The following is a 16,578-nucleotide window of genomic DNA, read 5'->3' as shown; positions in this document are numbered from 1 at the left end:
CAATGCAAACACTTACATATCAGCAGAGTAACCCGTTTTTGCAGGCAACGATGATAAATCGCTCTCAAGGCGCTTATGACTTGCCCGACCACAGTGATATCCGTGATGCCGTTCGCGCCTGGGCAGCGGTTGCCGGGCAGGATGTCGTTGCTGCTCACATCGTGGATCAGTGGCGCAGCGGCGGCGGGGAGGGTATCGAGTTTTCGGCAGATATCAGCCGCGCCCGGCAGAAGTTATTCCGCTGGCTCGATAACCGTTTCGATACCGACGACTGCCGGGAACGGGTTCGCCAGCTGACGCCAGCCATCTTGGCCGTTCTGCCACTGGAGCATCGCGGCGCGCTGGTGGGCTGCGACTGCAAGCTGACGCGGCTGGCACATGCCGAGAAGGAGGTTGCTGAGGCAAAACGCGCAGTGCTGCTGGACGCGCCCAGACACCAAAAGTTGAAAGAGGTCAGTGAGGGAATAGCTGCACTTTTCAGGCTTGAGCCGGATCTGGCCGGGCCACTGATGGCAATGGTAACGACAATGCTGGGGGGTGTATGACAGGTCTGAAAATGGTGAAAGCCGCGGTGCTCGAACACCAACGGCTTTCGGGTGCAAAAACTGAGCGTAATTGCGGAGAACAGTATGCCAAACATGGCTGAAGTTATCAATTTTCCGATGAGAACCGAGCAAACGGGAGGTCCTATGGCCGACCTGTCCAACGGGTACACCAGGATCGCCAACGAGATTCAGAAACTAAAGCCGCGCCTGCGCATGTCTGGGCGTGAATGGCAGTGCCTGGAAGCGGTCATCTGGCTGACCTACGGATGGAACAAGAAGCAGGACCGGGTTACGAATACCGTAATTTCTGGCCTGACCGGGCTGGCAGATACCCATGTTTCTGATGCGATAAGCTCTCTGGCTGAGCGTGGAATTATCTTCAGTAACAAGCAGGGCGTGATGAAAATTGTCGGTATAAATACTGACCTTTCTGCCTGGATTTTAGACAAGCCGAAAACGGGAAAACTCTTCCCGAAAACGGGAAAATCCTTCCCGAAATCGGGAAAAACCTTCCCGGAAACGGTAGCCACCCAAGACTATAACAATAACAATATTAAAAGATCTTCGTCAGAGAATTCTGGCGAATCCTCAGACGACCGCCTGAAGTCGTTTTTATCAGCTCATCCTGATGCTGTGATTTACACCCCCAATTTCACCAAGTGGGGTACGGCAGCAGACCAGCAATGCGCTGAGTGGATCCTCGCTCTGCTCGAAAAAGTTAAACCCTTCCCGAAGAAGCCCGTTCTGGCTGCCTGGGCTAACGATGTACGCCTGATGCGCGACCTGGACGGCCGTAGCCATCGCGAGATCTGCGAGCTCTTCCAGTGGGCCAGCAAAGATGCGTTCTGGCACACGAACATCCTTTCGCCTGCAAAACTCCGCGCCAAGTGGGACACGCTGAGCCTTCAGCGCGACGCTGCCACCCGCAAGCCCACCAGCGACGCACCGGCCAGTGACGAGCACTGGAACAGCCCTGAAGCCTGGAAGGATTTCATATGAACCACGAACTGTTTCATGCGGTACAGAGCCGCGACGGCGAAATGCTGGCGCGTATAGCGGGCGGCGGGCGCGAACAGCCCAAGGTTATTAACAGCGATGCTGAGCGCATGGTGGATCTCCTGTTCAGCCAGCTCAAGCAGGTTTTCCCGGCTTCCACGCAGACCAACCTGCGCAGCGAAGCGGATGAGCGTACGGCTAAACAGCAGTGGATCGCCACATTCGCCGAAAACGGTATCCGGAGCCGTGAGCAGCTGGTGGCCGGGATGCAGAAAGCGCGCGCCAGCGTTTCACCGTTCTGGCCGTCGCCGGGGCAGTTCGTCGCCTGGTGCCGTGAGGGTAAGGGTCTGCTCGGGGTGAGCCCGGCGGATCTCATGACCGAATTCTGGAAGTGGCGAAAGCTAGTTTTCAAATACCCTACCAGCGAGCAATACCCGTGGCCACAACCACTGCTGTATCACATTTGCCTGGAGCTGCGCCGCCGGGGCGTTGATCGCCAGATGAACGAGAAAGAGCTGCTCAGCGAAGCCGGGCACCTGCTGGCGCACTGGGAAAAGCGTGTTGCTGACGGCAAGCCGATCCCGCCGGTCCGCCGCGCGCTGGCGGCACCGAACCAAGACCGGGGGCCGACACCAGCAGAAATGCTGATGGCCGAGTACAAAAAACGCAAGGCCTCTGGCCAGGTTTAACAGGAGAACTCATGGAAACCGTAATCCAGGCACTGGAAAAAATGGGCCGGGCTTCATACCGCGAAGTGGCATCCCGGCTGGACATTGAGCCTGTGGAGGCTCTGAAAATGCTCCGCGAGCAGCGCGATCAAGGCCTTTGTGACTTTGCCGATGGTGGCTGGTTCCTTGGTCAGTTGAAAGACCAGCAACCAGCAGTCAGGCCAGCACCGGCAGCAAAACCGAAACCGTTACTGCAGGGCGAGGAGCCAGCGCCGATTGACCCGGCGGCTATTCAGCAGCTGCTTGAGCAGAATGGTGCGATGACCACCGTTGCGCTCGCCAAATCTGCCGGCCGGAACGCCCGTGGCATGACGTCGGTGATGGTCTCACTGGCGCGGCAGGGCATTATTGTGAAGAACGGGCAGGGCAAAGGCGTGACGTGGTCACTGCCGGTGATGCCTGTCGAACCTGTTCCAGCTCCTGAGGCACCGGCGGTACAGGACGCTGATAAACCCCTGGAGCAATTCGTCAGTGAGATCCCGGCATTCACCGAACGAGGCACCACAGGGCAGCAGATCCCGACAGTCCGTGTGATCTCCCGCGAGATTCGCCGTACTAGGAAAAAGCTGGAACATCTGACCAGGCTGCGCGATGCAGCACGTGTTTTCAGCCGCCATAAAGACCTCATTCAGCAACTGGTGGAGCAGGAGGCAGCCGATGGCCAGTAAATCACTCTGGGCAATAGTTGGTTACCTTCGCGAAAACCAGACCGTCACACCGCGTCAGGTGCAGGCCTTGCTGGGATGCGACTGCAAGAAGGCCCACAACCTGCTGCTGCACCTGATCCGCAGGTCGGTGGTTCTCCGCATTGGCGAGCCGCATCACCCGGTATTTACGCTGCAGCCTGGCGGAGAGTCGAACATCAAGCGGCCTAAACCAGCTGCGCCGTCGGTGGCCGACGTTTGCCGCCAGAACTGGCAGGGCTACGAAATTCATAAAATTTTTGGGAGTGCACGGGCATGAGTGAATCACTAAATAACAAAGAGCTGGTGGCCGTTGGCCATGAATTTGCAAAAGCACTGGGCAGCGACACGCCGATCATCGACATTGCGAAAATGATGTCTCGCCTGGCCGAACGTCTGGATTGTACCACAGCTGCGCTGCGCGAAACGGCCAAACAGCGTGATGCGCTTACGGCGGACAACGTAGCCCGCGCCGAAATCATCGGCCAGCTGGTCTGGCAGTACAGTGCCAGCGGCATTAAGCCGGTAGAGAAATCGCTGAACCCGGCCTCCGCGCTTCTGTTCGACGCACTGGAGGTGCTGCAGCAGCCAGCGACAGCTGCAGCGGTAAACGAGCTAAAAGCGCAGGGCGTTGAGACGGCAGCGGCAACCTACCACCCACTGGTTGTCACCGGCGGCAGCGATGATCCACAGGAAAACGGGCTGTGTATCCGCGAGGACATGCTGAGTATCGCCAGGAAGCTGCGTAACGGGGAGGCTGTATGAAAGAGCGCGGCATGATTTTTAACGCAGAGATGGTGCGCGCCATTCTCGACGGCCGGAAGACGCAGACGCGGCGGCCGGTTAAGTTCCCGCTAATCGATAAGAACATGGGCTGTGAGTTAGCAGGCAACGAATTGGCCGGTGAGCTGGCGGCGGGCAACTACTGGAATAGCCCGTTCGGTAAGCCAGGTGATCGCATCTGGGTGCGGGAGACGTTTCGCGTTATGGGCTGCGCCACTGACGTTGCCCGCCTGATGTACAAAGCTAGCGAGCGCAGCAGCTTTACGGAGTCTGCGCGCACCGTGCCGGTGTCATCATGCACCAAGCAGCCATCCCAGAAATGGACGCCCAGCATCCACATGCCGCGCTGGGCCAGCCGCATTCTGCTGGAGATCACCAATGTGCGGGTCGAGCGGTTGCAGGATATCAGCCACCAGGACGCAGTTGTGGAGGGTATGCCGCCCAGCCACCCGTCAATTGACGCGGTATCTAAGGGCCTCGGTTATCCAGATTTTCCGCGCTCGGCTTTTGCTCAGATCTGGCAGTCCATCTACGGCGCTGAGAGCTGGCAGGTTAATCCGTGGGTGTGGGTGATCGAGTTTAAACGGGTTGATGGGGGGCAGCGTGACCTTTCATGAACGCAAAGCCGCCCGAACGGCACACTATATGCGCTTTACCTTCCGCTGGAAACAGCGAGCGTGCAGCGCCTGTATGGGCACCGGGCGCTATGACCACAACGGCAGCCCACCATGCGGCGCTTGTGAAGGTACTGGGAAAGAGCGTTATAAAGCGCAGGAGGACAATCATGACTAAGTCAGGCATGAGCATTGAAGCAGCAAAAGCTGAACTACAGGCGGCCATGTCCGGGCCTGCTGGCAGGCATTGGAACTATGGCCCGGCCGTATCTGCGGTGCTGGAAGCGCTGGAGCAGGCAGAGCGGCGCGTCGCCGAACTGGAGGCGCACACGCTCAGCGTTAAACTTCCGCAGCCATTACAGGTAAGTCTCGATTTCTCCCTGATCCGTCGTGCGTTGTCCAACGTTGGCATTGCAGCACCGGAAACCGATGAGGATTTAGGTAGCACCCATATCCGCCAGATCCTGAAATTTGTTTCAGAGCAGGAGGCTACCTGAAGGACCTTCTCCTGCAATACGCCACCAGCCGCATCATCGAGCTGGAGCGCCTGCTGCTGGTGGACGTGACGGAAACAGTCTGACACGCTGAGGTTGGACTAGTTTACGCACAGGTTGAACGCGCCGGGGATCTCCCGGCGCACTAGAAGGGTCAGATTTTTGCCTGGTTAACACGCGCTGAAAGTTCACTATGGTTTTCTTTTCTCTCGCTGTAGCGATCGGCAAGATACTCTGTCTGGTTTTTTAAAATCAGTGTGATTTTGAAAAGCTCTTCGGTGACATCAACAATTCGGTCATACCATGGGGATGGCTTCATGCGCCCATCCTCATCAAACTCCTGCCAGGCCTTTGGGACTGATGACTGGTTAGGAATTGTGAACATACGCATCCAGCGACCAAGGATCCGCATCTGATTGACGGCATTAAATGACTGCGAACCTCCACACACTTGCATAATAGCAAGCGTTTTGCCCTGTGATGGCCTGACAGCGCCTTCACTTAATGGGATCCAATCAATCTGAGCTTTCATAATCGAACTCATTGCACCATGGCGTTCTGGTGAGCTCCAGACCATCCCGTCGCACCATCTGACCAGTTCACGCAGTTCCATCACCTTAGGGTGGGTCTCAGGAGCATCATCAGGAAGAGGCAGGCCTGACGGATTAAATATCTTCATTTCCGCGCCCATCTGCGTCAGAAGTCGGCCGGCTTCTTCAGCAGCAAAGCGGCTGTAGGAGCGCTGGCGTACCGAGCCGTATAAAACCAGTATGCGAGGTGCGTTCTGAGCCTGAAAATGCTCTGCGATGTGCCTGTCAAAATACGCGGGGTCGAGTGCAGGAAAATTCTCCACAGTACATTCCTCAGCTTTGAAGGTTGTTTAAATAATTACATATATGATTTATCATATGTGTAATTAAACGCTATCGGAGATAAAAATGCTACATCCAGTTCTGCTTTTCAAAACGCTTTCCGATGAAACAAGGCTGTCTATTGTGATGCTACTGAGGGAGTCGGGAGAGTTATGTGTATGTGACATCTGCGCAGCAATGGGTGAGTCGCAACCCAAGATTTCGCGGCATATGGCAATACTCAGGGAATATGGCCTTGTTTCTGACAGGAGGGAGGGGAAGTGGGTTCACTATCGCTTGTCTCCTCATATGCCAGCCTGGGCGGCGACCATTATTGATGACACCTGGAACTGCCTGCGGGATGAAACCCGCGACAGGTTAAAATCGGCAATACCAGGCACGTGTTAAGTAAATGGGATGCATGTAGCAAATCATATGTGATGGAGTAAGCGATGTTAGTGGCAGGTGTGATTTTTCTGTTTACGCTGGTTCTGGTGATCTGGCAGCCGAAAGGGTTGAGTATTGGATGGAGCGCCAGCATAGGTGCAGTTCTGGCGCTGGTCAGTGGTGTAATCCACATCAGCGATATCCCGGTAGTATGGAATATTGTGTGGAACGCAACAGCGACGTTTATTGCTGTGATTATCATCAGTCTCCTGCTGGATGAATCTGGCTTTTTCGAGTGGGCAGCCCTTCATGTATCCCGTTGGGGCAATGGAAGGGGACGACTGCTTTTTACGTACATTGTGCTTCTCGGTGCGGCTGTAGCTGCCCTGTTCGCTAACGACGGTGCTGCGCTGATCTTGACACCCATAGTTATCGCCATGTTGCTGGCGCTGGGATTCAGCAAGCAGGCAACGCTGGCATTTGTTATGGCTGCTGGCTTTATCGCTGATACTGCCAGCCTCCCGCTAATAGTCTCGAACCTGGTGAATATTGTCTCGGCAGACTTCTTTAAGATGGGATTTGCAGAATATGCCTCGGTTATGGTCCCGGTCGATATTGCCACCATTGTGGCAACGCTGGTCATGCTGCATCTCTTTTTTCGTAGGGACATCCCACCGGTATATGACCTGTCGAAACTACAGGAGCCAGTCCGCGCCATTAAAGATTTGGCGACATTCAGAACAGGCTGGATTGTGCTCCTGCTCCTTCTTGCCGGGTTTTTCGTGCTTGAACCTTTGGGGATCCCTGTCAGCGCAATCGCAGCAGCAGGTGCGTTAATTTTGTTCGCTGTGGCAAAAAAAGGACATGCGATTAATACCGGAAAAGTGTTGCGTGGAGCGCCCTGGCAAATCGTGATTTTCTCACTAGGAATGTACCTGGTGGTATACGGGTTGAGGAATGCAGGACTGACGGAATACCTGTCCGGTGTGCTGAATGTACTCGCTGAACAGGGCTTATGGGTTACTACATTGGGAACAGGTTTCATCACAGCATTCCTGTCATCCATAATGAACAATATGCCTACCGTACTCATTGGCGCGCTTTCAATTGATGGCAGTACGGCATCAGGTGTTATTAAAGAAGCAATGATTTACGCCAACATTATCGGATGCGATTTGGGGCCAAAAATTACCCCGATTGGTAGCCTGGCGACACTCCTCTGGCTCCATGTACTTGCACAGAAAAACATGACCGTTACATGGGGGTACTATTTCCGGACAGGCATCATCATGACTGTGCCGGTTCTGTTTGTGACGCTTGCAGCGCTGGCGTTACGTCTCTCTTTCACACTGTAGTGAGATACTGATATGAGCAATATTACCATTTATCATAATCCGGCCTGTGGCACCTCCCGTAATACGCTGGAGATGATCCGGAATAGCGGTGTTGAACCTACCGTTATTCTGTACCTTGAAACACCGCCGTCGCGTGAGGAGTTACTGAAGCTCATTTCGGATATGGGCATAACTGTGAGGGATCTTATTCGAAAAAATGTAGAACCTTATGAAGATCTCGGCCTTGCAGAAGACAGGTTCACTGACAGCCAGCTGGTTGAGTTCATGCTACAGAGTCCGATCCTGATTAATCGCCCGATTGTAGTCACGCCCCTGGGAACCCGCCTTTGCCGCCCGTCGGAAATGGTGCTGGATATACTGCCTGAACAACAGAAAGGATCGTTCATTAAAGAAGATGGTGAGAAGGTGGTTGATGAATCCGGTCATCGTGTGAAGTGATAAAATTTATGCAGATCCGGCATCCTTCTTATGCTGCTGCTGACCTAACTGAAAGCAAGCCACACACGTTGTGGCTTTTTTATTCAATAGGTTACAGAGGGAATAGGAAGTCGTCACATGGCTCTTAAAACGTTTAACAAGTTGATCATTAACATCATTGCGTGTACTGTTTATTTATACAGTATTCGATGTGTGGTTGAAGCACTCCAGTAGAGTTTTTATTTTTCTTCCGGCGAACCTATTAGGAAATTTGCGTGATTTGATATTTTGGTTCTATGAGGACGATTTCTCCCCGCCGGGAGGACGTATTTGTTGATAGCAAAGAAGGGGGTTTTTGTGGCTGAGATGTGTCCTGATGGGGGGAGTATTTATACCGGGTGGTCCGGTCCGATGGTACAGCGGTATGCTCGTTTCATCTCAGACCCGGGGATCGCGTACTACTCTCCAACAATGGCTCAGCGGTTGGCCATAAACATCTCCTTGCGGATGAACGCGTGACATCGCGAGAAGTGCTTATCGAGATCGTGAGAGAGTTATCAGCCTGCAATTGACCTTTTTAGTGCCTGAATAGCATAATGATATACCGGCCTGAACAACCGGTAACCTGACCACGATGCGCCACGGAGAACACCATGGCGCAGCAGTTACAACTCATCAAGCAGTCCTCAGGAATCCTGATCCCCGCTACGCCGGAGACCAGCGATTTTCTGCAATCAAAATGTAAGCTGGGCGCAGTACTCGAAGCGGACTTCCGCCAGCTGCGTAACCCGGCCTTCCACCGTAAATTTTTCGCTTTGCTTAATCTCGGCTTCGAATACTGGGAGCCTACCGGCGGCGCGATCTCCTCGAACGAGCGTAGGCTGGTTACCGGCTACGCAAAATTCCTGTCCACGTTCGGTGGTAGCGAAGGCGCGCTACTGGACGCCGCTGAGCAGTATCTGGCGCGCATCGCTGATAAGCGCACCGGTAGTATCAGCCTCTGCAAATCGTTTGACGCCTACCGCGCCTGGGTGATCGTGGAAGCTGGCCACTATGACGCTATCCAGCTGCCTGACGGCACCCTCCGCAAACACCCCAGAAGTATCGCGTTCGCCAGTATGGACGAGCTGGAGTTTCAGCAGCTCTACAAAGCCGCGCTCGATGTTCTGTGGCGCTGGATATTATCCAGATCATTCAAGAACCAGCGTGAGGCTGAGAACGCCGCCGCGCAGCTGATGAGTTTCGCGGGGGGATGATGAGAACAGTCTACCGAAACAGAAAGTGGCTGGCCGCCGTCGGCCAGATTGAGCAATGCGTACTTTGCGGCGCATGGGGTACGCAGGTCGCTCACAGAAACGAGGGCAAAGGCACCGGTATGAAAGTCGACGACTGCGCCTGCGCCGCGCTCTGTGTGCATTGCCATCATGAGATCGATAACGGAAACCGCCTGTCGCGCGAGGAGCGTCGCCAGTTAATGGATCGCGCCATTGTGCTGACCCTCATTCAGATTGCCCGCCGTGGGCTGGTGGTGCCAGCGTGAAAGTGAACAACAACTCAATTAGAGGATCAGGGCATGATTAATCCGTCAGAAGTGGGTAAGGCCGGAGAGATGGTGCGCCTGCGCACTCTCGAAAGTGTGTGGATACAGGGCAAGCTGCGCATGTGGGGCCGCTGGTCTTACATAGGAGGCGGTAGCAGCGGGAATATGTTTAACCAATTGCTCGCCTCGAAGAAAATCACCAAATCCGCCATCAATGAAGCTTTACGCCGAATGAAGAGGCAGGGCATTACCAGGCAAGAGCTCGCTGCATTTTTAGAAGAAATTCTCCGGAGTAAAAATAAAAGTCATCTGGCGTTTTGCTCAGATTCAGAAGCGTCAGTTATTGATGGGGTAATAGCCAGAATACTGAAACAGGATGCAGGCTTACTTTATGTACTGCGCCAGCGCTATACGGGCTCGGGAAAGAGTAAGAGGCGCATGGCTGAGGAGCTCCAGGAAAAGCACCCTGAATGGTGTTTCATGACATGCCGCCGCCGTATTGATACGTGGTTAAGTCTCATCGAGGCCATGCTCTATGCTCCAATGTGTGATGCATTTAACGTAAACAGTGAAAGATTTTCGTTGCGAGATGAACCAGAAAGTGATTGAATTGTGATAGGCTCGGGACGTTAAAGCGAACTGAGCAATGCAAAGTTGTTGAAGCCCGCTATTGTGCGGGTTTTTTCTTGAGTATTAAAAAATGCTCTTGAGAGAAACATCTGTAGTGTTTTGTTTTTATGAAATGTAGACGTTAGCAGCGTTGGGACCACGAAGGCCGTTGATTCTACAGAATTCAACTCTTAAGCCAGGGATAAAAACTTCTGACTCGCGGAGTGCCAGAGCAGAGATATGAACCTGAACATCTTTACGACCATCAGAAGGAGTAATGAGGCCTTTCCCATTTTTATGGTCAAAATATTTGACAATGCCTGTCATTTTTAAAGACAAATAATAACCTTAGTATTGTGAAAACAGCATCATCATACGCAGTAATTATTAGATAGCCAGTTTATTTTTGTATAGTTTAACTTTACACAATTAAAAAATGAAAATTTGCTTAATTCGGGTATGTATGCATTAATGATGTTGTCGGTTTGAAATACAGACCGCTTGCAAAACATTTTACTAAAGCAATCCTCATCACCAGGCGCTATCGCTGATACCCTTTTTTTGAGTGTAATCGTTCAATGCCAAGCGTTTTCTGTAAAACAGACCATATTGCCGAGAGGCTTAAAAAAGGTAAGCAAAATGTCTGCAAAAATGATTGGGTTAGTTAAATGGTTTAACGGTGATAAAGGCTTTGGTTTTATCTCGCCAATCGATGGCAGTAAAGATGTTTTCGTACATTTTTCTGCGCTCAGCGGAGATAATTTTAAAACATTATTTGAAGGCCAAAAGTTTGAGTTCTCGATTGAAAGTGGAGCTAAAGGCCCGGCAGCTGCTAATGTTGTTCTGCGTGACTAAGTAACTTTTTATGCCCTTTGGCTATACAGTTACGAAGCTTGTACATGCTGAGAAGTTAGCCATACAGAGTACGCTAAAACATAAGCGGATAGTGAATCTCAGCTGTACGATCTTCACAACAGGCCAGCATAGCTTTAGCTAAATTTTAAGTTGAGGGTGCTGTCCGTTGTGGTGAAGTGCGGGACTGCTGCACAAACGGTCTGTAGAGCAGAAGCTAACTGCTCGTAAAAAAACAAAGTGCGTAAGGGGTTCGGCCGCCTCCAGAAGCACCACATTTTTTATTAATAAATAACCCGCCAAAGTGCGGGTTTTTCTTTATTTCTTATGTGATTGTCAAAAAATTTCTATGGCTGATTTATCAAATATTCTTTAACAATGCATTTATTTATCAGGCTATTGTGGCAGGGAGGAAGAAAATAATGTGCTGCAATGCGGACAGATGAGTTTCACCCCTTTTTGGACTCGGGTAAAGCTATGTTCTGACAATTGAGAGCAATTTGGGCAAGGACATTTTACGAGGTAGTTTCGGCGGGTTTTAGAATTTTTGCGTTCAGACATAAATTTTTCCTGTTTCAAAGAATGACAACAATACGCGATCTTGAACAAAATAGCCCTAATTGATTAAATAAATTTCTCGCAAGAGATTTATAAAATTGACTGCATACATATTTACTCCTAAAGTTGTATGCATGGTGAATCCCCCTAAGCGGTGGGGCAAAATGGCATTGAGACTCCCTTATCAACTGGGTGTCGTGATATGTTGAAGCTGCGAGTCAGGGTAAGTCAGCCAAAGGCTCACCGGGAGGCACCCGGCACCATTGCCCGCCCCCTGATTTTCTCAGGGGGCTTTTTACGCCGATATTGACATTATTATATGTTGAGATTTATTCTCACTTATCCACTTATAGTGGATTATATAATAATACCGTTGAGCCTTTGGGCTTGAAATGAGACATTATTTTTAACCTGGACCAGTGGACTTCTGCTGGTCTTTTTTTTCACTATAAGTTTCACGGGAAAGGATATGGTTTTCGTACGAGTCTTGTTCGGATTGCTAATCCAAGATTGCGGATCTTATACTTCTGTGCTTTCGGGTTTGACCCGGTGATGTCCCTTTTCACCGAGGGGCACCTGAACCACAAGCCAAAATGAATCATTCACAAGCCTGCAATGCAGGCTTTTTTTTATCCATTTTCCCCTGCACCACTTCCCCTAAGCGGAGGTGAGAGACATGTCCCATATGAGCAAACTCGTAACCGGTGTCGCGCTCGGCACTTCCGGCGGCACCATCCTGAACGGTGTTTTGACAAAACTGAGTCCTGATGAATGGAGTGCCGTCGGTGTGCTGGCTGGTATCGCGGGCATTGTCATCACCGGGCTTATTAACTGGTACTTCAAACGAAAGGTCGCCAATGCCCAGGTACGGGCGCTGGAGAAATACGGCCCGACGGTAAAAGTTGGAGATAAATGATATGCCGATGACCAGCAGTCTGCGCAATAAACTCATCGCTGCTGCGGGCGGCGGCGCGATGCTCATAGCCACTATTTTTCTTGGTGGTCATGACGGGGTGGAAGGGCGAAAATATGTACCCTACAAAGATGTGGCGGGTGTCTGGAGTGTGTGTGACGGTCACACCGGGCGCGACATCGTCCGGCACAAAACCTATACCGACCGGGAATGTGATGCCCTGCTGTGGAAAGATCTGCAACCGGCAAAGCGCACCGTTGACCAGTTGGTAAAGGTGCCGGTGGGCGAGTATCAGCGCGCCGCGCTCTACAGCTTCGTTTTTAATGTCGGCTCTGATGCGTTTTCTAAATCCACCCTGCTGCGGAAACTCAATAAAGGCGACCATGCCGGTGCATGCGAAGAGATGCGCCGCTGGGTTTATGCTGGTGGCATGAAATGGAAGGGACTGCAGAACCGGCGCGAGATGGAACGCTCTATGTGCCTGGCGGAAGGTAAAAATGACCTTTAAAGCAAAACTTATCGGTGCGCTGGTTATCACTGGACTGCTGGTGGCGCTCGGCTGGGCGGTCAATCACTACCGTGATAACGCCATCACCTATAAAGAGCAGCGCGATAAAGCAAAAGGCGACCTGCAACTGGCGAACGATACCATCAATGATATGAAGGTGCGCCAGCGAGACGTCGCAGCACTCGATGCGAAATACTACGGAGAACTGGCAGATGCCAAAGCGACTATTGACCAGCTTGAACGTGATGTTGCTGCTGGCCGTAAGCGGTTGCAGCTTAATGCCACCTGCAGAGCGAACGGAGCGCCCGGCACCACCAGCGTGGATTATGGCACCAGCGCCCGACTTACTGACGCCGCTGAACGGGATTATTTCACCCTCAGAGAGCGAATCGAAACCATCACAAAGCAACTGACCGGGTTGCAGCAGTATGTGCGGGAACAGTGCCTGAGATAAGTGAAACTTTCTAACTAATGGCGTAGAGCTAAGAAGCATTCTGTTTTCAAATACAGAATAAACTTTGGAATCTTGAACTGCGTTCAAAAATCTTAAATATCCTTCTTGTAAAATATGGCTGCGCATTAGCGTGATCACACATTGCAATGAGGAAATCATGAAAGACGGGATTTACTATGTGGTTTTTAGTAGTAACCAACAAGACTTTGGGAACGGTACTGTTGTTGTTAAAAATGATGTGATTAATGGCGGAGACTTTGGTTTTACCTATCAAGGTCATGCAGAAGGAAATAAGCTGCATCTTCATGTTTACCAACATGATTCAAGAGTTACATCAGTATTTCAGGGAGTAGATAACTTTAACCTTGATCTTTCTTTGAGTGACAGCAACGAAGGATATCTGATGCAAGGCAGTGTGGCGGGTATGCCATCGGCGCAAATTGCTATCAGCGCAAAGTTTATTGGTAAGTTAATTTAAATGCATAAGGTTAGTTGCCTTAATACGTAATAACATAACCAGCTTTTTTACTTAGCCTCGCACACGCGGGGCTTTTTTATGCCCATTCCAATACCTAGCGCTGGTGGGCGTCGTAATGGCTTTAATAACAGGTTTACCTTATGGCAGAAGCAACAGAACGTCGGCCATACCCTCCGCTTAATTTTGTTAACCCTCCAGATTTACGCCCATACATCGGCATCATTCCTGCGAATGAAGTGTATACCTGGGTAAACGAGAATGTATTGATGGAAAGCGGCAAACTCCACAACCCGGATCATTTCCATCTGAATACTGCTGATATTACCTTCATGTGGGCGTCGAACGCATTCGACAAAAAGGGGCGCATCGTCCTTGGTCAATGCGAAGAGGTCATGATGCGCGCAGGCGGCTGGCAAAAGGCCCGCATGGAGCAGCAGATGCATGAATGGTTCGGGCGTATACCAAAGTTCATCATTACGCTGGCCGCTGACTATTGCTCCCAGTGTAGTGACCTTGAATTCTGCGCGCTGGTGGAGCATGAGCTTTATCACATTGCCCAGACTACTGATGAATTTGGCGCGCCTAAGTTTAATCGCGAGACGGGATTGCCGGTGCTGAAGCTGCGCGGGCACGATGTGGAAGAGTTTGTCGGCGTTGTCCGGCGTTATGGTGCGAGCCGCGACGTGCAGGAACTGGTGGATGCCGCAAACAGGCCTGCTGAGGTGGGTCACCTTGATATCGCCAGGGCGTGTGGAACGTGCATGTTAAAGCTGGCTTAATTATTGGACTGTACTGGACGGATGGTGAAACATGGCTGCGTTAAAACCAGAAGTAAAAGCCTACATCATTCAGATGATTGCGTGCTTCGATACTCCCTCTCAGGTGGTCGAGGCTGTCCAGAAAGATTTTGGCATCACTATCACCCGGCAGCAGGTCGAGACCCACGACCCGACGAAGGTCAGCGGAAAGACGCTGGCCAAAAAGTGGGTCACTCTTTTCAACGCCACGCGCGAGCGATTCCTGAACGAAATATCCGATATCCCAATCGCTAATAAGGCCTATCGGCTGCGCGTCCTGCACCGAATGTCGACGACAGCTGAAAACATGAAAAATATCGGCATGACCGCGCAGTTGCTGGAGCAGGCGGCTAAAGAAGTTGGCGAGGCGTATACCAATAAACATAAGCTGGAGCACTCCGGGCCGAACGGCGGCGTTATTCAGTCAGTCACTATGAGTAAAGAAGATTACCAGGCTGCCCGGCGGGAGATGATGGAGGATGACGACTGCTGAGCAAAAAACGTTAGCGCGCCGTATCGAATGTGAGGAAGAGGGGCTGTACTTTGCACGTTACTTCTTTAAACAGCGCACCGGCGGCAAAATGATCGTCGCGCCACACCATGAAGTCATACAGCGGACACTGGACCGGGTAATAAGCGGCGAGATAACCCGACTGATTATCAATGTGCCTCCCGGCTACACTAAAACTGAACTGGCAACCATCAACATGATGGGCCGGGGGCTGTCCCTGAACCAGCGCGCACGCTTTATGCACCTCTCTTATTCCCATAATCTCGCGTTGCTTAACTCCTCGACCGCGCGTGGGATGATTAAATCAAAAGCGTATCAGGCTATGTGGCCGATGGAACTGCGCGACGACGCAGACAGTAAGGCGATGTGGTGGAATGAGTTCGGCGGTGGCGTCTATGCATCCTCCGCCGCTGGTCAGGTAACGGGTTTTCGTGCCGGGCACATGGAGCCGGGCTGGCAGGGTGCGCTGATTATCGATGACCCGGTAAAACCAGATGATGCATACAGTGAGACGGTTCGCGATGGGGTAAACAATCGCTTTAACGAGACAATCAAATCCCGTCTGGCGATTGAGACGACGCCGATGATCGTCATCATGCAGCGTATTCATTATCACGATCTGAGCGGCTACCTGCTGCGTGGCGGTTCCGGCGAAAAGTGGCACCACCTGAATCTGCCGGTGATTATTGATAACAGCCAGGCATATTCAGCCCAGTATCCCGAAAATACCCACGCGATCCCGATTGATCACGGCTTGCCCGATGGCTGGCTCTGGCCTTTCAAGCATAATGACAGCCACCGCGTTTCTCTGTTCTCGCACAGGCGCACCGCTGAGGCGCAGTACATGCAGAAGCCGCGGCGATTTAACGCCGAGGGGGCGCTGTGGACTGAAGTGATGATAAGCGCCGCGCATGATCTGGAGATTCATGCCGACAAAGTACGCACGGTAATCGCTATTGACCCGCAGGCAACGAACAGCGAGGAGAGCGATGAATCGGGCATTGTGGCCGCGAGTGCCTACGGCGCTGGTGATAAGAAGCGGTTCTCGGTCGATGGTGACTACAGCGGTAAATATTCCCCGGCTGGCTGGGCCAAAAAGGCCATGTGGGCTTACGAAGAGCACGAAGCCGACGCGATCGTTATCGAAACGAACCAAGGCGGTGATATGGCGGAGGACACTCTGCGTAACGCCGGGTTCAAAGGCCGCATTATCCGTGTACATGCCAGTAAGGGTAAGTATGCCCGCGCTGAGCCAATATCTGCGCTATATGAACAGGGCCGGGTCGCGCACAACGGCAACCTCTACGTGCTGGAGAATCAGCTGATGGAATATGTGCCAGCGACCGCCAAAAAATCGCCGGATCGGCTTGATGCAATGGTTTACGCACTTACTGAACTCGGCGGCGTACAGCCGATGGGGATGATGATTCCCAAGAGATTGCGCGGATAATTTGAGCCTTTTGAAATTAATTATTCGTTACCAATGTGGTAACGTTGTCCTTCTT

General features: G+C 51.8%; 26 protein-coding genes. 23 read left to right on the top strand and 3 right to left on the bottom strand.

Going from position 1 to position 16,578, the window contains the following annotated elements:
• The first annotated feature begins 2 nt into the window (after positions 1–2).
• The 9 genes from ACMGGS_RS18795 to ACMGGS_RS18755 all read left to right on the top strand — a co-directional run bounded on the left by ACMGGS_RS18795 (position 3) and on the right by ACMGGS_RS18755 (position 4,846).
• On the top strand, positions 3–545 hold the full coding sequence (locus ACMGGS_RS18795; RefSeq protein WP_414163889.1) for a toxin YdaT domain-containing protein: 543 nt from the start codon (positions 3–5) through the stop codon (positions 543–545).
• 84 nt (positions 546–629) lie between these two features.
• Positions 630–1,544, top strand: a complete 915-nt coding sequence (locus ACMGGS_RS18790) for a replication protein (RefSeq protein WP_414163888.1) — start codon at positions 630–632, stop codon at positions 1,542–1,544.
• The gene (locus tag ACMGGS_RS18785) at positions 1,541–2,230 is read left to right on the top strand and encodes a replication protein P (protein WP_414163887.1); all 690 of its coding nucleotides are present in this window, start codon (positions 1,541–1,543) and stop codon (positions 2,228–2,230) included. Before ACMGGS_RS18790 ends, ACMGGS_RS18785 begins: the two co-directional genes overlap by 4 nt.
• Before the next feature lie 11 nt (positions 2,231–2,241).
• A complete protein-coding gene (locus ACMGGS_RS18780) occupies positions 2,242–2,937 on the top strand; it encodes a hypothetical protein (RefSeq protein ID WP_414163886.1) in 696 nt (231 codons plus the stop codon).
• On the top strand, positions 2,927–3,232 hold the full coding sequence (locus tag ACMGGS_RS18775) for a hypothetical protein (RefSeq protein ID WP_414163885.1): 306 nt from the start codon (positions 2,927–2,929) through the stop codon (positions 3,230–3,232). The genes ACMGGS_RS18780 and ACMGGS_RS18775 overlap by 11 nt, the downstream gene beginning before the upstream one ends.
• The gene (locus ACMGGS_RS18770; protein WP_414163884.1) at positions 3,229–3,717 is read left to right on the top strand and encodes a hypothetical protein; all 489 of its coding nucleotides are present in this window, start codon (positions 3,229–3,231) and stop codon (positions 3,715–3,717) included. Before ACMGGS_RS18775 ends, ACMGGS_RS18770 begins: the two co-directional genes overlap by 4 nt.
• The gene (locus ACMGGS_RS18765) at positions 3,714–4,352 is read left to right on the top strand and encodes a morphogenetic protein (RefSeq protein ID WP_414163883.1); all 639 of its coding nucleotides are present in this window, start codon (positions 3,714–3,716) and stop codon (positions 4,350–4,352) included. The genes ACMGGS_RS18770 and ACMGGS_RS18765 overlap by 4 nt, the downstream gene beginning before the upstream one ends.
• Positions 4,339–4,527, top strand: coding sequence for a hypothetical protein (locus ACMGGS_RS18760; RefSeq protein WP_414163882.1), 189 nt, complete (start codon positions 4,339–4,341; stop codon positions 4,525–4,527). Before ACMGGS_RS18765 ends, ACMGGS_RS18760 begins: the two co-directional genes overlap by 14 nt.
• The gene (locus tag ACMGGS_RS18755) at positions 4,520–4,846 is read left to right on the top strand and encodes a hypothetical protein (RefSeq protein WP_414163881.1); all 327 of its coding nucleotides are present in this window, start codon (positions 4,520–4,522) and stop codon (positions 4,844–4,846) included. The genes ACMGGS_RS18760 and ACMGGS_RS18755 overlap by 8 nt, the downstream gene beginning before the upstream one ends.
• 151 nt (positions 4,847–4,997) lie before the next feature.
• On the opposite strand, the gene arsH is transcribed toward ACMGGS_RS18755, so the two are convergent.
• Entirely contained in the window at positions 4,998–5,696 is a 699-nt protein-coding gene (gene arsH / locus ACMGGS_RS18750; protein ID WP_414163880.1) for an arsenical resistance protein ArsH, read from the bottom strand.
• A gap of 85 nt (positions 5,697–5,781) precedes the next feature.
• Here arsH and ACMGGS_RS18745 point away from each other — a divergent pair, with 85 nt between their 5' ends.
• The 6 genes from ACMGGS_RS18745 (at position 5,782) to ACMGGS_RS18720 (ending at position 10,002) form a co-directional block, all read left to right on the top strand.
• Entirely contained in the window at positions 5,782–6,102 is a 321-nt protein-coding gene (locus tag ACMGGS_RS18745) for a metalloregulator ArsR/SmtB family transcription factor (RefSeq protein WP_312209747.1), read from the top strand.
• 44 nt (positions 6,103–6,146) lie between these two features.
• Entirely contained in the window at positions 6,147–7,436 is a 1,290-nt protein-coding gene (locus ACMGGS_RS18740) for an arsenic transporter (RefSeq protein ID WP_414163879.1), read from the top strand.
• A 12-nt stretch (positions 7,437–7,448) separates the two neighbouring features.
• On the top strand, positions 7,449–7,874 hold the full coding sequence (arsC, locus tag ACMGGS_RS18735) for a glutaredoxin-dependent arsenate reductase (protein ID WP_312209751.1): 426 nt from the start codon (positions 7,449–7,451) through the stop codon (positions 7,872–7,874).
• Positions 7,875–8,506: 632 nt separating this feature from the next.
• A complete protein-coding gene (locus tag ACMGGS_RS18730; RefSeq protein WP_414163878.1) occupies positions 8,507–9,109 on the top strand; it encodes a DUF1367 family protein in 603 nt (200 codons plus the stop codon).
• Entirely contained in the window at positions 9,109–9,393 is a 285-nt protein-coding gene (locus tag ACMGGS_RS18725; RefSeq protein WP_414166313.1) for a hypothetical protein, read from the top strand. Before ACMGGS_RS18730 ends, ACMGGS_RS18725 begins: the two co-directional genes overlap by 1 nt.
• A 33-nt stretch (positions 9,394–9,426) precedes the next feature.
• Positions 9,427–10,002, top strand: a complete 576-nt coding sequence (locus ACMGGS_RS18720) for a DUF1133 family protein (RefSeq protein WP_176917944.1) — start codon at positions 9,427–9,429, stop codon at positions 10,000–10,002.
• Between the two features lie 126 nt (positions 10,003–10,128).
• Here the strand turns inward: ACMGGS_RS18720 and cspF are convergent, their stop codons facing one another.
• Complete coding sequence (gene cspF / locus ACMGGS_RS18715; protein ID WP_176917945.1) at positions 10,129–10,341, bottom strand: cold shock-like protein CspF; 213 nt, start codon at positions 10,339–10,341, stop codon at positions 10,129–10,131.
• Between the two features lie 300 nt (positions 10,342–10,641).
• Between cspF and ACMGGS_RS18710 the strand changes: the two genes are divergently transcribed.
• Complete coding sequence (locus tag ACMGGS_RS18710; RefSeq protein WP_414163877.1) at positions 10,642–10,857, top strand: cold shock domain-containing protein; 216 nt, start codon at positions 10,642–10,644, stop codon at positions 10,855–10,857.
• A 393-nt stretch (positions 10,858–11,250) separates the two neighbouring features.
• Here ACMGGS_RS18710 and ACMGGS_RS18705 read toward each other — a convergent pair whose 3' ends face one another.
• The gene (locus ACMGGS_RS18705) at positions 11,251–11,415 is read right to left on the bottom strand and encodes a YnfU family zinc-binding protein (RefSeq protein ID WP_228066058.1); all 165 of its coding nucleotides are present in this window, start codon (positions 11,413–11,415) and stop codon (positions 11,251–11,253) included.
• 682 nt (positions 11,416–12,097) lie between these two features.
• On the opposite strand from ACMGGS_RS18705, the gene ACMGGS_RS18700 reads away from it, so the two are divergent.
• The 7 genes from ACMGGS_RS18700 (at position 12,098) to ACMGGS_RS18670 (ending at position 16,523) form a co-directional block, all read left to right on the top strand.
• Positions 12,098–12,328, top strand: a complete 231-nt coding sequence (locus tag ACMGGS_RS18700) for a class II holin family protein (protein ID WP_194206788.1) — start codon at positions 12,098–12,100, stop codon at positions 12,326–12,328.
• A gap of 7 nt (positions 12,329–12,335) precedes the next feature.
• Positions 12,336–12,833: a lysozyme gene (locus tag ACMGGS_RS18695; protein WP_194206789.1), complete on the top strand. Its 498-nt coding sequence runs from the start codon at positions 12,336–12,338 to the stop codon at positions 12,831–12,833.
• Positions 12,823–13,287: a lysis protein gene (locus tag ACMGGS_RS18690; protein ID WP_414163876.1), complete on the top strand. Its 465-nt coding sequence runs from the start codon at positions 12,823–12,825 to the stop codon at positions 13,285–13,287. Before ACMGGS_RS18695 ends, ACMGGS_RS18690 begins: the two co-directional genes overlap by 11 nt.
• A gap of 157 nt (positions 13,288–13,444) precedes the next feature.
• A complete protein-coding gene (locus ACMGGS_RS18685) occupies positions 13,445–13,765 on the top strand; it encodes a GrlR family regulatory protein (RefSeq protein WP_414163875.1) in 321 nt (106 codons plus the stop codon).
• A gap of 140 nt (positions 13,766–13,905) precedes the next feature.
• Complete coding sequence (locus tag ACMGGS_RS18680) at positions 13,906–14,544, top strand: putative metallopeptidase (RefSeq protein ID WP_414163874.1); 639 nt, start codon at positions 13,906–13,908, stop codon at positions 14,542–14,544.
• A 31-nt stretch (positions 14,545–14,575) separates the two neighbouring features.
• Positions 14,576–15,055, top strand: coding sequence for a DUF2280 domain-containing protein (locus ACMGGS_RS18675; protein ID WP_414163873.1), 480 nt, complete (start codon positions 14,576–14,578; stop codon positions 15,053–15,055).
• Positions 15,042–16,523, top strand: coding sequence for a DNA-packaging protein (locus ACMGGS_RS18670; RefSeq protein ID WP_414163872.1), 1,482 nt, complete (start codon positions 15,042–15,044; stop codon positions 16,521–16,523). The genes ACMGGS_RS18675 and ACMGGS_RS18670 overlap by 14 nt, the downstream gene beginning before the upstream one ends.
• The last annotated feature ends 55 nt before the right edge of the window (positions 16,524–16,578 follow it).

The organism is Superficieibacter sp. BNK-5 (genome assembly GCF_047456055.1).
Taxonomy (GTDB): domain Bacteria; phylum Pseudomonadota; class Gammaproteobacteria; order Enterobacterales; family Enterobacteriaceae; genus Superficieibacter.
The sequence above is the reverse complement of the archived record's forward strand: the minus strand, read 5'-3'. Positions and strand labels throughout refer to the sequence as shown.

Excerpts from the sequence above, each read along its gene's own strand:
- ACMGGS_RS18795 (WP_414163889.1), top strand. The coding sequence starts at position 3 with ATGCAAACACTTACATATCAGCAGAGTAACCCGTTTTTGCAGGCAACG.
- ACMGGS_RS18790 (WP_414163888.1), top strand. The coding sequence starts at position 630 with ATGCCAAACATGGCTGAAGTTATCAATTTTCCGATGAGAACCGAGCAA.
- ACMGGS_RS18785 (WP_414163887.1), top strand. The coding sequence starts at position 1,541 with ATGAACCACGAACTGTTTCATGCGGTACAGAGCCGCGACGGCGAAATG.
- ACMGGS_RS18780 (WP_414163886.1), top strand. The coding sequence starts at position 2,242 with ATGGAAACCGTAATCCAGGCACTGGAAAAAATGGGCCGGGCTTCATAC.
- ACMGGS_RS18775 (WP_414163885.1), top strand. The coding sequence starts at position 2,927 with ATGGCCAGTAAATCACTCTGGGCAATAGTTGGTTACCTTCGCGAAAAC.
- ACMGGS_RS18770 (WP_414163884.1), top strand. The coding sequence starts at position 3,229 with ATGAGTGAATCACTAAATAACAAAGAGCTGGTGGCCGTTGGCCATGAA.
- ACMGGS_RS18765 (WP_414163883.1), top strand. The coding sequence starts at position 3,714 with ATGAAAGAGCGCGGCATGATTTTTAACGCAGAGATGGTGCGCGCCATT.
- ACMGGS_RS18755 (WP_414163881.1), top strand. The coding sequence starts at position 4,520 with ATGACTAAGTCAGGCATGAGCATTGAAGCAGCAAAAGCTGAACTACAG.
- ACMGGS_RS18745 (WP_312209747.1), top strand. The coding sequence starts at position 5,782 with ATGCTACATCCAGTTCTGCTTTTCAAAACGCTTTCCGATGAAACAAGG.
- ACMGGS_RS18740 (WP_414163879.1), top strand. The coding sequence starts at position 6,147 with ATGTTAGTGGCAGGTGTGATTTTTCTGTTTACGCTGGTTCTGGTGATC.
- arsC (WP_312209751.1), top strand. The coding sequence starts at position 7,449 with ATGAGCAATATTACCATTTATCATAATCCGGCCTGTGGCACCTCCCGT.
- ACMGGS_RS18730 (WP_414163878.1), top strand. The coding sequence starts at position 8,507 with ATGGCGCAGCAGTTACAACTCATCAAGCAGTCCTCAGGAATCCTGATC.
- ACMGGS_RS18725 (WP_414166313.1), top strand. The coding sequence starts at position 9,109 with ATGAGAACAGTCTACCGAAACAGAAAGTGGCTGGCCGCCGTCGGCCAG.
- ACMGGS_RS18720 (WP_176917944.1), top strand. The coding sequence starts at position 9,427 with ATGATTAATCCGTCAGAAGTGGGTAAGGCCGGAGAGATGGTGCGCCTG.
- ACMGGS_RS18710 (WP_414163877.1), top strand. The coding sequence starts at position 10,642 with ATGTCTGCAAAAATGATTGGGTTAGTTAAATGGTTTAACGGTGATAAA.
- ACMGGS_RS18705 (WP_228066058.1), bottom strand. The coding sequence starts at position 11,415 with ATGTCTGAACGCAAAAATTCTAAAACCCGCCGAAACTACCTCGTAAAA.
- ACMGGS_RS18700 (WP_194206788.1), top strand. The coding sequence starts at position 12,098 with ATGAGCAAACTCGTAACCGGTGTCGCGCTCGGCACTTCCGGCGGCACC.
- ACMGGS_RS18695 (WP_194206789.1), top strand. The coding sequence starts at position 12,336 with ATGACCAGCAGTCTGCGCAATAAACTCATCGCTGCTGCGGGCGGCGGC.
- ACMGGS_RS18690 (WP_414163876.1), top strand. The coding sequence starts at position 12,823 with ATGACCTTTAAAGCAAAACTTATCGGTGCGCTGGTTATCACTGGACTG.
- ACMGGS_RS18685 (WP_414163875.1), top strand. The coding sequence starts at position 13,445 with ATGAAAGACGGGATTTACTATGTGGTTTTTAGTAGTAACCAACAAGAC.
- ACMGGS_RS18680 (WP_414163874.1), top strand. The coding sequence starts at position 13,906 with ATGGCAGAAGCAACAGAACGTCGGCCATACCCTCCGCTTAATTTTGTT.
- ACMGGS_RS18675 (WP_414163873.1), top strand. The coding sequence starts at position 14,576 with ATGGCTGCGTTAAAACCAGAAGTAAAAGCCTACATCATTCAGATGATT.
- ACMGGS_RS18670 (WP_414163872.1), top strand. The coding sequence starts at position 15,042 with ATGACGACTGCTGAGCAAAAAACGTTAGCGCGCCGTATCGAATGTGAG.